The sequence below is a fragment of the Staphylococcus sp. HMSC62A08 genome (assembly GCF_001839105.1).
Classification (GTDB): domain Bacteria; phylum Bacillota; class Bacilli; order Staphylococcales; family Staphylococcaceae; genus Staphylococcus; species Staphylococcus caprae.
The window spans coordinates 11,604-24,586 of record NZ_KV840039.1 but is presented as its reverse complement, the minus strand read 5'-3'; the positions used below and the strand labels follow the sequence as shown (position 1 = coordinate 24,586).

Below are 12,983 nucleotides of genomic sequence, written 5' to 3'. Positions count from 1 at the left end.
AGGGGCTTTTTTGTAAGTAAAATTATTTAACAGCATCTTTTAATGCTTTACCAGCTTTGAATGCTGGTACTTTACTTGCAGGGATGTCAATTTCTTTACCTGTTTGAGGGTTACGGCCTTTACGAGCAGCACGTTCACGTACCTCGAAGTTACCGAAACCGATTAATTGTACTTTTTCACCTTTAGCAAGTGAGTTTTGGATTGATTCGAAAACAGCGTCAACTGCTGAACCAGCTTCTTTTTTAGTTAAGTCTGCTTGTTCTGCAACTGCATTAATTAAATCAGTTTTATTCATTATGAATTCACCTCCTGAGGTTTTATAATGATATGCTTGATATCATTATGCTATGACTTTAACACACTGATTACTGTCATCGCAACGATTTATACAACAGAAACGTTGATTTTACGCGATTTGCAATTAAATTTATAAATATTCGCTCAAAAATAGTAATAATACACTAATTATTCAGCTTTTTTATCTCTTCCCATTAGTTCTTTAACACTATCTTTAACAGGTACATCTTCGAATAATACTCGATACAATGCACTTGTAATTGGCATATCTACATTTTCTTCTTTAGCTAAGTGATAAACAGATTTTGTAGTGTAAACCCCTTCAACAACCATGTTCATTTCTTTTAATGCATCGTCCATTGTTTTACCTTGGCCTAATTTATAACCAAGTGTGAAATTTCGAGAATGTGTTGACGTACATGTAACTATTAAATCGCCTATACCACCTAAACCTAAGAAAGTCATAGGATCAGCGCCTAACTTTTCGCCTAAGCGACTAATTTCTGCTAATCCACGTGTCATTAATGCAGCCTTAGCATTATCTCCGAAGCCCATACCTGCAACAATACCACTTGCAACAGCAATAATATTTTTTAGTGCACCACCTAGTTCTACGCCGACAAGGTCGCTGTTTGTATAGACTCTAAGATAGTCATTCATAAATAAATCTTGAATCAAGGCACTAATCTTCTCATCTTTAGAAGATGCAGCAACAGTTGTTGGTTGTTTAATTACAACCTCTTCAGCGTGACTCGGACCAGAAAGCACTCCAATACCAGCATTATGCTCTGGTGAAATAGAATCTTCTAACATCTCAGATACACGTTTGAACGTACCATTTTCAATACCTTTAGCAACATGGATAAATGTTTTCTTCGATTCAAGCATTTCATCTATGTTTGATGCTACTTCTCTCATTGCTTTTGTAGGTAACGCCATAAGAAAAATATCTGAGAATTGTGTAGCTTGTTTAAGATCTGTCGTTGCTTGAATAGATTCTTCTAATTTTGCTTCTTTTAAATAGTTCTTATTCATGTGGTGTGTATTTAATTCTTCTACACTATCGTTATTTTTACCCCACATTAATACATCGTGACCATTTTGTGCTAAGACATTAGCTAGTGCAGTACCAAAACTACCCATACCAAATACTGTAATCTTTGTCATCTTTAAATCCCCTTTGTTGATTAATTTCTTTTTCTAGGAATAATATGGATTGGTGTTCCTTCAAATCCAAATGCATCTCTAATTTGGTTCTCTAAGTAACGTTTGTAAGAGAAGTGCATTAATTCTACATCATTGACGAACACTACAAATGTTGGAGGTTCGATTGCAACTTGTGTCGTATAAAATACATTTAATCTTTTACCTTTATCAGTAGGTGTTGGGTTCATTGAGATTGCATCGGTTACCACTTCGTTAAGTGTTGAGCTTTGTACACGTTTCTTATGATTTTCACTTGCTTCCTTGATATATGGGAAAAGTGTTCTCAAACGTAAGCTCTCTTTAGCAGAAACGAATGCAATTTGAGCATAATCTAAGAATTGAAATTCATTTCTAACGTCTTCAGTAAACTTCTTCATCGTTTTACTATCTTTTTCAACTGTGTCCCATTTATTCACAACAATGACAATAGCTTTACCTTCTTCGTGCGCATATCCTGCTACACGTTTGTCTTGTTCGATAATTCCTTGTTCAGCATCAATAACAACGAGGACTACATTTGATCGTTCGATTGCTTTTAATGCGCGTAAAACGGAGTACTTTTCAGTGGATTCATAAACTTTACCTTTCTTACGCATACCGGCAGTATCAATTAATACATAATCCTGATCTTCATATGTATATTCTGTATCGACTGCATCTCTCGTCGTACCTGCAACATTAGAAACGATAACACGTTCTTCACCTAAAATTGCATTAACTAGACTAGATTTTCCCACATTAGGTCTACCAATAATAGACAATCTAATTGTATCTTCGTCATATGGATCTTCAGTTTCTTCGCCAAAGTTCTTCACCACAGCATCTAATAAATCCCCAAGGCCTAGGCCGTGTGAACCAGAGATTGGATACGGATCTCCGAAACCTAATGAATAGAAATCATAAATATCATTTCGCATTTCTGGATTGTCGACTTTATTCACTGCTAGAACTACAGGTTTCTTAGATTTATACAACATTTGTGCAACCATTTCATCACTTTGAGTCAGACCTTCCCTTACGTTTACCATAAAATGATAACATCCGCTTCATCAATCGCGATTTCTGCTTGTGCACGTATTTGTGTTTGGAAAGGTGCATCTCCAATTTCAATACCACCTGTATCGATGATATTAAATTCATGAGTTAACCATTCACCTGACGAGTAAATTCGGTCTCGTGTTACGCCTGGCGTATCTTCAACAATTGATACACGCTCACCGACCACTCTATTAAAAATTGTAGATTTCCCAACGTTAGGTTTACCCACAATTGCCACTATAGGTTTAGTCATAAGGTAACTTCCTCTCTTTCTTAATCTCTATAATTTTATCACATGAATGCGCTTATTCAAAACTGGAGTAAGTCGCATTCATGATATGTAAGTATGTATATAGTTGTTTTTAAATTTTAAAAAATAAAACCCCAATTAATGTTCAAAGAACGCATTCATTGTTCTAAGACTTAATTGGAGTTTGTAACATACATTATACAAGAAATTTAATTATTACTATTAGAATTTAAGGTCTTTAAATTTATCTCCGAAAACATCACCTAAAGTTGGATTGTCTTCATCGTTATCGTTGTCTAGATAAGATTGAGTTGTGGATTCATCACTTTCAATCACATCTTCTTTAGGTAATGTTGCTTTGATAGATAATGAAATTCGTTCATTTTCTTCATCAATACCTAAAATTTTAACATTTACTTGTTGACCTGGTTCTAATTTTTCACTTGGTGAACCGATATGTTTATGATCGATTTCAGAAATGTGAACTAAGCCTTGTACTGCAGGTGCAATCTCTACAAACGCACCAAAGTTAGCTAGACGTACTACAGTACCTTCAATCACGTCATCTTCGTGGAATTTACCTTTAATATTTTCAAAAGGCGTTGGTAAAGTATCTTTAATAGATAAAGAAATACGTTCAGAATCTTTCTCAACAGATTTAACTTTAACTTTTACTTCGTCACCAACTGATACCACTTCTTCTGGTGATTGAACATGTTCATGTGATAATTCAGATACGTGAACTAAACCATCCACACCACCAATATCAATGAAAGCACCGAAGTTAGTTAGGCGAGCCACTTTACCATCAATCACATCGCCTTCGCTAAGTGAATCTAATAGCGATGCTTTTTTAACATCGTTTTCAGCTTGTTCTACAGCTTTACGGCTTAAAATGACTCTATTGTTCTCAGGATCTAATTCTTCCACTTTAATGCGGATTGTTTGTCCATCAAATACAGAGAAATCTTCAATGAAATCAGTTGAAATTAGTGAAGCTGGTACGAATCCTCTTTGACCAACATCTACGACTAAGCCGCCTTTAACTACTTCAGTAACTTCAGCTTCAATCACTTCATCGTTATCAAGTTTTTCTTGTAAGTATTCATATGATTTTTCAGTTTCAAGTTGTCTTTTAGATAAAATGTATGCACCTGAGTCATTTTCTTCATCGAACTCAATTTTAGTGACGTAAGCTTCAACTTCATCGCCGACTTTCACTACTTCACTTGGGCTCTCGATGTGGTGAGTAGAAAGTTGGCTAATTGGGATGATACCGTTAAACTTACCTCCATTAATGTGCACAACAACTTGTTTATCTTCAACTTGTTGAACTTCACCAGTGACTTTGTCACCCTCTTTAATGTCATTAATCATTGATTCATTGAATTCTTCAGTCATCTTGTTTGCCTCCTTAAACACTACATAATTATAACATCTTATAAACTGACAGAATTGTCAAGAAATTCTACTTTCAAACGGGCAATCTTAACATGGTTTACTTTATCTTAAAATTGCTTCTGTCTAAATTTGGTTCATTACCTAAAATTGATATAGTTTATTAACGAATTGAAATGCATCATTTTTAAACACGTAATTTTACTCGACTATATAGTTTGAATGACCATCACTTATTAAGATATGTTAAATTATAATTTTGAAAAAATATAGTTAGTAACTAATCACAGATGCAAATCTTATTTTCCAAGTTAATTATATATAATATTAATACTTAATTAAACCGATATGCTTAAAAAGACTATGATGACGTACCAATAAGATACACAATCATAGTCTTTAAGCTTTAAATTTATTTTAAGTTTTCAACCATATCTAAAATTTCGTTTGTAACTTCTTCGATTGATTTCCCGGTTGTATCTAAAGTAATTGCATCGTCTGCTTTCTTCAGCGGAGAAATTTCGCGATTCATATCATAATGGTCGCGATCTTCAATTTCTTGTTTAAGTTGTTCTAAATTAGACTCAATACCACGTAACTCATTTTCCTTTTGACGGCGTTCAGCACGTTCTTCAACTGATGCAATCATATAAACTTTGACGGCGTTCAGCACGTTCTTCAACTGATGCAATCATATAAACTTTGAGTTCGGCGTTTGGTAACACGACAGTACCAATATCCCTGCCGTCCATCACTATTCCTTTTTTAGCAGCTAAATCTTTTTGAATCTTAACTGCAAACGAACGTACAGGTTCTTTTGAAGCAACGTAAGAAACATGATTTGTGACGTCATTTTCTCTTAAGTAGTCTGTCACATCTTGACCGTCTAAAATTATTCTTTGACCTTTTTCTTTATCATAAATCAATTCTAATTCAGTATTTTGAATTAATTCATCGAAATTTTCAGGTTTGCCATTTTGTAAATATTTATATGTAATGGCACGATACATTGCTCCTGTATCAACATATATCATAGTTAGACGACTTGCAACTTGTTTCGCAATTGTGCTCTTACCTGCAGCTGCTGGTCCATCTAATGCAATATTGATTGAACTCATTATTAATTAACCTTCCTTGTTGTTTTGTAAATCTTATTTTATCATAAAAAAGTAAAAAATTAATAGGAGGAAAGATTATGAAAAGACTCCTTGTTATACATACTGGCGGTACAATTAGTATGTCACAAGATGCTACAAACAAAGTTGTTACCAACGAGGAAAATCCTATTTCCCAACATCAAGATATTATTAATCAATATGCTGAAGTTGAAGAAACACATTTACTCAATGTGCCTTCTCCTCACATGACGACAAAGAATGTCACACGACTTAGAGAAACGATTATTCAATGCGTGAATAATAATGATTATGATGGCTATGTTGTTACTCATGGGACGGATACACTCGAGGAAACAGCCTTTTTATTAGACCTATTATTAGATATTGATGAGCCTGTAGTTATTACCGGTGCAATGAGATCGTCTAATGAAATTGGGTCAGATGGTTTATATAATTTTATTTCAGCGATTAGAGTTGCCTCTTCAGATGCTGCTTTAGGAAAAGGAGTCATGGTCGTCTTTAATGATGAAATTCATACGGCGCGAAATGTAACGAAAACGCATACTTCAAATATTAATACATTCCAAAGTCCTAATCATGGTCCGCTTGGCGTATTAACAAAAGATCGAGTGCAATTTCATAATCATCCATATCGACAAACTTCCTTTAAATCAATTAATCATCAACTTAAAGTGCCACTTATCAAGGCCTATATGGGAATGGAAAGTGACTTATTAGATTTCTATGCTAATCAAGAAATAGATGGTTTAGTTATTGAAGCACTCGGTCAAGGAAATCTCCCTGCGACATGTTTATCTGGACTTCAACATTGTCTTGATAAGAGCATCCCGATTGTACTTGTTTCAAGATCATTCAATGGCATTGTTAGTCCGGTATATGCTTATGAAGGTGGCGGTTTTGATTTATTTGAAAAGGGAGTCATCTTTTCAAATGGATTAAACGGACCTAAAGCACGACTTAAATTATTAGTTGGTTTAAGTCAAGATATGAATCATCAGAAACTTAAAGCATACTTTGAAGAATAAATTCTAATTTGTATAATTACGAAAAATCATGGCAACGATACCCAATAATAAAATGTATGGAATAAATAAAAATGATCCCTCAGAAAATATTAAAACTTTCTGAGGGATTTGTTATACCTAAATGGATTAATATACGAATTGATATGTGTAAATGATTTAACTTAAGTTTCTAGAGGTGTTTGTTTCTTACTAAGAATACTTTGAGTAATGATTCCACCATGATACTTACCGTTTTCAATGAAAATAGTATTTGCATCATTTCCTGCAGCAATCACACCTGCAATATAACAGTTTTCTACATTCGTTTCATACGTCTCACGATTGTAAACTGGTGCTGTACCGTATTCGTTCGTATTGATTTCAATTCCGATTGATTTTAAGAATTCATAATCAGGATGATAACCTATCATTGCAAACACGTAATCGTTATCGATTTCAATTGTACGGCCATCCTTTTCATAAGTGACTGTATCTTCAGTAATCTGAGTCACGTTCGCGTTAAATTCCATTGTAATCTTTTCGTGAGTAACTAAAGACTCGAAATTTGGTAATATCCAAGGTTTAATTGCCTTTGGATATCTTTCTCCACGATAAATGACTGTCACATTTGCGCCTGCTTTTTCTAATTCTAGTGCAGCATCTACAGCAGAATTTTTACCACCAATGATTACAACATTTTGGTTGAAGTAAGGATGTGCTTCTTTAAAGTAATGGAATACTTTTGGTAATTCGGCACCTTCAACTTCTAAAGTATTATGTTGGCCATAATAACCTGTTGCAACTGTTAAAAATTTACATTCATAGACATCTTTTGTCGTAGTGATTGTAAATTTGTTATCAATCTTTTTAACTGTTAAAACTTCCTCGAATGGATGGATATTTAATTGATGATGTTTCACTACTTCTCTGTAATAAACGAGTGCTTGATTACGTCTTGGTTTACTTTCTTCAACAATAAATGGAATATCACCAATGCTTAATTTGTCACTTGATGAAAAGAAAGTTTGATGTGTTGGATAATTGTAGATTGATTCTACAACGTTCCCTTTTTCAATAACTAACGTTTCGATACCTTTTTTCTTTTGCTCAATCGCAGCACTTAAACCACATGGGCCACCACCAATAATAATGCTTTCAACTCTTTGCATGATTTGCCCTCCTTTAATCACCAAATCATTATATCAGTTATTACTTAATTTAGCTAAGCATGAATTGTATAAAATCAGGAAAATTTCATGCAATATAAAAAACGCCCTCTCAGCGTGAACTAAGAGGACGTTAATCATTATCGATTAAAATCGTTTTATTGAGGAATAACTAATGTTTGACCGTTATGGATGTTATTACTGTTTAATCCATTTGCACGTTTAATTTTGTCAACATTTTCTTGAGTACCACTACCATAATATTGGATTGCGATACGATATAGATTTTCTTGTCCATTTACAGTGTGTGATTGTTGACCTTGTTTATTTTGTTGGCCATTATTCCCTTGTGCTGCATTACCATTGTTTTGTTGATTGTTTTGGTTTTGAGTACCTTGGTTTTGGTTATTAGTTGTGCCGTTTTGGTTATCGCTATTTGAGTTATTACCATTTTCATCTGATCCAGATGCATTACTATTTGAGCTTGATGAATTGTTATCTGAAGATGATTTATCTTTATTTTTGTCTTTATCTTTGTCACTAGCTGCTTTATCTTTGTCATTATCTTTCTTATCTGAATCTTTCTTACTTTGATCAGAAACTTTGTTATCATCATTTTTACTATCTTTATGGTTATTTAATGCCATACCACCAAAGATAGCAATGGCACCAAGGATAAGTACAGCGGCGATAAGTGGTAATAATATTTTCATTAATCCGCCTTTTTTCTTACCATCATGATTATCTTCGTGATGATGTTGACGACGTTGGTCATCTCTATGTTGGTTTCTATCATCGTGTTGTCTATGATCACCACGTTTGTCACCATTTTTGTGTTTATCATGTTCATGCTTTGCTAAACCAGCAGCTCCGGCAGCACCTGCAGCTCCAGCACCTACAGCGGCAGTTTTCTTACCTTTGCCAGACTTTTTATCATGTTCATGATTATCATGGTTCGTTTCATCATTTCTATAACGGTCATTTCGTTGTCATGATGCTGTTCACGGCTCGTATTTCTATCAGAATGATTTTCTTCTTTTTTATCATGATGATGTTTAGCTACACCAGCCACGCCTGCAGCGCCAGCTACACCTGCGCCAGTTGCTGCAGCTTTTTTGCCTTTATTAGAAGAATGGTTATCATCTTTTGAATCATGCGTAGCGTTTTCATCGCTACTTTCGTGATGATTATTAGAGCGACGTTCATGATCGTCTGTAAGGTCATTATTATGGCCTTCATTTACTTTCGGGCCAGGACGAGCTCCAGATTTTTTGTTAGCCTCTTTTGAAGCCTTTCCAGTAGCTCCTGCTCCAGCAGCACCTCCAGCAATTGTTGCATCTTTACCACTAACAAGTCTATCATCTTGAGCGCCTTGTTCGTTTTGCTTATCGTTACTAGAACGGTTTGCGTGCGCACCATTATCATTAGAACGAGATGCTGTGTCGTAATTATCATTTTCACCATTATGTAATGAAGTTTCATCATAACGGTCATCTAATGAATTATTGCTATTTTGTGAGTGTTCGTTATTATCATCTTCATGTTTGTTATGATTTGTTGCAACATCTCTGCGTCTTTTACGACGTTGCGCGTTTCTTGGAGGAAATTGTTGATTTGATTTATCCTCTACATTTTCATTTGTTTCATCTTGTTGTTCTTCATTTGTACGATTATTGTGTTCTTCTGGATCAATAGATTGACGATTTTTTTCAAAATCATCTTTAAAATTATTGTTAGACACAAGCATCATCCTTTCTTTGTTTTATGAAATTATTAACGTTACAATTTCTATACCCACGTCATCACGTGAATATGTATGAATTTTAAAATTATTTAACACATTTATATTGGTATTACACATTAATTATAGCTTGATAAATTTCTTTAAGTAAAGCGATAGCTAGGGTTCAAACAAATTTTTGAGTTTTTCTTCATAAGTCATTTTTCTTTTCACTTTTTTACGATTAAAATTTTTAATTTCCTCCAAATCGGTATCATTATCACAACATTGATTTGGTTTGTCTGGATGTTCATTAAAGAATTCCAGTAAATAGTTGCGACGACATTGGTCTATATCTTTATATCCAAGCATACGCATATAGCCTAAACGTTTACGTTGGTATGACTTTTTGAAAATACTTCTAAGCTCACTCACAGAAAATTGTCGATACAACGTTTCCAAGATTTCTTTCTTATCAGGAGGTAAGAAATCACCTAATTCAAACATTGAAATATCTTCATCAGTAATCATATCTGTAAACAATAAAGTTTCTAATAAAAAGCGATCATCAGGTTGATATAAACTTATGGCCTGACTCAATTTACCATCTCGTCCAGCACGACCAATTTCTTGTAAATAGTTTGATGGACTTGAAGAAAGATGGAAATGAATCACGGTGCGTATATCTTTTTTATTAATGCCCATTCCAAATGCACTTGTTGCGACGATAACGGGTATGTCATTGTTTAAAAACTGTTGTTGTACGGTCTGTCGTTCTTGATAACTTAAATCTCCGTGATAAATCCCTGTTAAAAATCCTGCATCATATATTAAATTTGCGAGTTCTAAACATTTTTTCTTAGAAGATATGTAGATAATTGTAGGGCCCGAATAATTTAAAAATGGAATAAGCCATTCTATTTTCTCATCATCATCATTAAAATTTCTATGTTGTAAAGAAATATTCTCGCGACTCATACTTGTCTTAATCACATTAAGTTTCACATTAAGTATTTGAGTTAAATCCTCATCTAGATGAGGTGGTGCAGTTGCAGTTAATGCAAGCACACGAGCCTGCTTAAAATGTGAGATAATCTGACCAATTAAAGCATAATGAGGTCTAAAATCATATCCCCATTCCGATAAGCAATGTGCTTCATCTAACACAATAAGACCAAAATCAATACGGGAAATTAGTTTAAAGTTTTGTGGTTGTAAAATGTATTCTGGACTCAAATATATAAAGCGACTTTGCGGAAGCCGTTTGATATTATTTCTTTTTTCAACTTCGTCCATTCCAGAATGTATATAGGCAACTTGCGATTCACCGTTTAACTTCATTTGCATCACTTGATCATCCATCAGTGAAATAAGTGGTGAGATGACTAGCGTTGGCTTTTCGATAAGATATGTTGGGAATTGATAACATAAACTTTTCCCACTGCCAGTTGGAAGTATGCCTAATGTATGTTTGCCTTCTAAGACGCTTTGTATAATGTCTTTTTGGCCGGGCTTGAAAGTTTTAAATCCAAACCAGTCTTTCAGTTTATCCTCTAGCATTTAAATCGCCTCGCTCAATACCTACAATCACTAATTTAATTTGAAAATAAGTCAAATCTTCAAATTCGTTCTTATATTCTCTTAATCTTAATCCTTTATGATTATTATAATACGACACAAACTGTTTGAGTCTCGTTTCTTCTATATAAGTAGAATAATCTTTTTGGTAACCTTTGATGAAAATTTCTAATACATGGTCTTCGACTGTATTAATTTTAACATTTTGACGTTCAGCAATCTCTTTCATAGTTACTCCAGTACGCAGTTTTTGATAACTTAAATAGGTTTGATTTAACAAGGGTGGTAAAATCACAGTTTGGGACAGTATTGGATATCTTGACTCATGTTCAATTTCTTCTATTAAATCAATAAGTTGAACCATTTCAATTTCAAATAGTTCAGATTGCTTCATCTCTTCGATTAGACTAATTTGTTGTCTTGTATACATAGGTTCATCGTAACCTTGTAAATAATAATGAAGATAATTCGTGTTGTGCTTCTTTTGAATTGTCTCGAAAAGTAAGTAAATTTCTTTGATCAAATCTTCTTCTAAATGATTTGTCTTGATGTGACTATATAGTTGTTTAACTTTTTGTTGAATAAAAGTGTTTTGAACTGCGGGTACAAATTTAAAAGATTGTTTACGTGTATGTGATAAAGTTTGAATAAGCAGTTGTATACAACTAAATGTTTGAATTAAACTATCATATGTATAACGAGAATTTGTTTTAATTGTAAATTTACTTTCAAAATCATCCATTTGGAGTATAAATCGCTCAAAAGTAGGATATTTTAAATTGGGCAAACTATGATATAATGACAAAAGTTGTTGGCTCGAAGCATCAAAAAACGTTTGATGAGACTTCTTGCCTATTAAAATATTATAAATGCTTTTATTTGTTTTGTAGTTATATGCATGATTAATGGCATAAAATAATATATGGTTCAAATTAAAACCTCACTCTATAAAACGAATATATTGAAATGAAAAATGTCGATGTCTACAATTGTATTAGCAATACTAGTGTAGCATTTTTATCAAAGGAGGCGAATGAAAATGGCTAAATATACAATCGTTGATATGGATACATGTATCGCATGTGGTGCATGTGGTGCAGCAGCTCCAGATATTTATGATTACGACGACGAAGGTATTGCTTTCGTAATCCTTGATGATAACCAAGGTACTGCAGAAGTGCCAGAAGAGTTGTACGAAGATATGGAAGACGCATTAGAAGGTTGTCCAACAGACTCAATTAAAATTGAAGAGGAACCATTTGATGGTGACGCGCTTAAATTTGAATAATAGATATGCTCGGATTCTTAATTTTGTTTAAGGATTCGAGCTTTTTTAGTTAATTAAAAATTTTATCTATTATCTTACTGATGATGTAATCAATATATGTATATAAAGAATGCTCTCTAAACTAAGAAACGTTGATTTAACTTAGAATAGAGAGCATGTGTTTTATTTTAAAATATTTTTAAGACGTCTATAGAGTAAAACAAAGATAACTGAAATGACGATACCTTTGATAATATTAAATGGAATCACTCCAGAAACAATCACAATTTTGACGTTTTTCACAACGTCACCTAAATTGAAGATCATTCCATATAAAGGAAGTAACACGAAATAATTGAGGATACTTAATACAATTGTCATCACAATGGTACCAACAATTAATCCATTTATTAATGAACGTGAAGTACGTTTTCTCACATAAACATAGTAAGCAGATAACAAGAAACTTACACCTGCTAAGAAATTCGCTACTGGACCTACTGGGTCACTCATGTTAAATAGAAAATTTAAGATGTTTTTAATGAGAGCCACGATCACACCTGCGAGCGGTCCTAAAATGAATGTAGCAAGTAATGTTGGAACATCACTAAAATCTAATGTTAAATACGGCGGTAAGAAAGGTATGGGAAACTTAATAAAAGTTAACACAAACGCAACCGCACTTAACATACTAATGGTAATTAGACGTTTATTTTGTTGCATATTCAATTTTCTCCTTCCATTCATCTTGCACAGAAAAGGAGGAAATTTGCACAACAAAAAACCTCCATCTTCTCCCATCCAGACTATACTGTCGGCTTCAGATTTTCACTGAATCAAGAAGTGAAGTAAAATATATGTTTCTGACTTCACTTCGTCGCAGGCTTAAATTACTGCCGGTTGGGAATTACACCCTACCC

Annotated in this window: 9 protein-coding genes, 3 pseudogenes and 1 riboswitch; of the genes and pseudogenes, 2 read left to right on the top strand and 10 right to left on the bottom strand. The window is 33.7% G+C overall.

Annotation, left to right across the window (positions count from 1 at the left end):
- Positions 1 to 22: 22 nt before the first annotated feature.
- The 5 genes and pseudogenes from HMPREF3264_RS06190 to cmk form a co-directional block, all read right to left on the bottom strand.
- Complete coding sequence (locus HMPREF3264_RS06190) at positions 23 to 295, bottom strand: HU family DNA-binding protein (RefSeq protein ID WP_001043863.1); 273 nt, start codon at positions 293 to 295, stop codon at positions 23 to 25.
- Between the two features lie 170 nt (positions 296 to 465).
- The gene (locus HMPREF3264_RS06185; protein WP_070872476.1) at positions 466 to 1,464 is read right to left on the bottom strand and encodes an NAD(P)H-dependent glycerol-3-phosphate dehydrogenase; all 999 of its coding nucleotides are present in this window, start codon (positions 1,462 to 1,464) and stop codon (positions 466 to 468) included.
- Between the two features lie 20 nt (positions 1,465 to 1,484).
- Positions 1,485 to 2,794, bottom strand: a pseudogene (gene der / locus HMPREF3264_RS06180) (ribosome biogenesis GTPase Der).
- A 219-nt stretch (positions 2,795 to 3,013) separates the two neighbouring features.
- Positions 3,014 to 4,192, bottom strand: coding sequence for a 30S ribosomal protein S1 (gene rpsA / locus HMPREF3264_RS06175; protein WP_037541457.1), 1,179 nt, complete (start codon positions 4,190 to 4,192; stop codon positions 3,014 to 3,016).
- Between the two features lie 409 nt (positions 4,193 to 4,601).
- Positions 4,602 to 5,307: pseudogene (gene cmk, locus HMPREF3264_RS06170) on the bottom strand ((d)CMP kinase).
- A 77-nt stretch (positions 5,308 to 5,384) separates the two neighbouring features.
- On the opposite strand from cmk, the gene HMPREF3264_RS06165 reads away from it, so the two are divergent.
- Entirely contained in the window at positions 5,385 to 6,353 is a 969-nt protein-coding gene (locus HMPREF3264_RS06165; RefSeq protein WP_070872475.1) for an asparaginase, read from the top strand.
- A gap of 161 nt (positions 6,354 to 6,514) precedes the next feature.
- On the opposite strand, the gene ypdA is transcribed toward HMPREF3264_RS06165, so the two are convergent.
- The 4 genes and pseudogenes from ypdA to HMPREF3264_RS06145 all read right to left on the bottom strand — a co-directional run bounded on the left by ypdA (position 6,515) and on the right by HMPREF3264_RS06145 (position 11,727).
- Positions 6,515 to 7,501, bottom strand: a complete 987-nt coding sequence (gene ypdA, locus HMPREF3264_RS06160) for a bacillithiol disulfide reductase YpdA (RefSeq protein ID WP_037541459.1) — start codon at positions 7,499 to 7,501, stop codon at positions 6,515 to 6,517.
- 155 nt (positions 7,502 to 7,656) lie between these two features.
- Positions 7,657 to 9,239 (bottom strand): annotated as a pseudogene (ebpS, locus tag HMPREF3264_RS06155) (elastin-binding protein EbpS).
- Positions 9,240 to 9,398: 159 nt separating this feature from the next.
- Positions 9,399 to 10,778 carry a RecQ family ATP-dependent DNA helicase gene (locus tag HMPREF3264_RS06150; RefSeq protein WP_070872474.1) on the bottom strand — a complete coding sequence of 460 codons (1,380 nt, stop codon included), beginning with the start codon at positions 10,776 to 10,778 and terminating at the stop codon, positions 9,399 to 9,401.
- Positions 10,765 to 11,727 (bottom strand): YpbB family protein, encoded by a 963-nt coding sequence (locus HMPREF3264_RS06145; protein ID WP_070872472.1) that lies wholly within the window; start codon positions 11,725 to 11,727, stop codon positions 10,765 to 10,767. Before HMPREF3264_RS06145 ends, HMPREF3264_RS06150 begins: the two co-directional genes overlap by 14 nt.
- Before the next feature lie 108 nt (positions 11,728 to 11,835).
- On the opposite strand from HMPREF3264_RS06145, the gene HMPREF3264_RS06140 reads away from it, so the two are divergent.
- Positions 11,836 to 12,084 carry a ferredoxin gene (locus HMPREF3264_RS06140; RefSeq protein ID WP_002449743.1) on the top strand — a complete coding sequence of 83 codons (249 nt, stop codon included), beginning with the start codon at positions 11,836 to 11,838 and terminating at the stop codon, positions 12,082 to 12,084.
- Positions 12,085 to 12,246: 162 nt separating this feature from the next.
- On the opposite strand, the gene HMPREF3264_RS06135 is transcribed toward HMPREF3264_RS06140, so the two are convergent.
- Entirely contained in the window at positions 12,247 to 12,786 is a 540-nt protein-coding gene (locus HMPREF3264_RS06135) for an ECF transporter S component (protein WP_070872470.1), read from the bottom strand.
- A gap of 62 nt (positions 12,787 to 12,848) precedes the next feature.
- Positions 12,849 to 12,983: riboswitch (FMN riboswitch) on the bottom strand.

Excerpts from the sequence above, each read along its gene's own strand:
- rpsA (WP_037541457.1), bottom strand. The coding sequence starts at position 4,192 with ATGACTGAAGAATTCAATGAATCAATGATTAATGACATTAAAGAGGGT.
- HMPREF3264_RS06165 (WP_070872475.1), top strand. The coding sequence starts at position 5,385 with ATGAAAAGACTCCTTGTTATACATACTGGCGGTACAATTAGTATGTCA.
- HMPREF3264_RS06150 (WP_070872474.1), bottom strand. The coding sequence starts at position 10,778 with ATGCTAGAGGATAAACTGAAAGACTGGTTTGGATTTAAAACTTTCAAG.
- HMPREF3264_RS06140 (WP_002449743.1), top strand. The coding sequence starts at position 11,836 with ATGGCTAAATATACAATCGTTGATATGGATACATGTATCGCATGTGGT.
- HMPREF3264_RS06135 (WP_070872470.1), bottom strand. The coding sequence starts at position 12,786 with ATGCAACAAAATAAACGTCTAATTACCATTAGTATGTTAAGTGCGGTT.
- HMPREF3264_RS06190 (WP_001043863.1), bottom strand. The coding sequence starts at position 295 with ATGAATAAAACTGATTTAATTAATGCAGTTGCAGAACAAGCAGACTTA.
- ypdA (WP_037541459.1), bottom strand. The coding sequence starts at position 7,501 with ATGCAAAGAGTTGAAAGCATTATTATTGGTGGTGGCCCATGTGGTTTA.
- HMPREF3264_RS06185 (WP_070872476.1), bottom strand. The coding sequence starts at position 1,464 with ATGACAAAGATTACAGTATTTGGTATGGGTAGTTTTGGTACTGCACTA.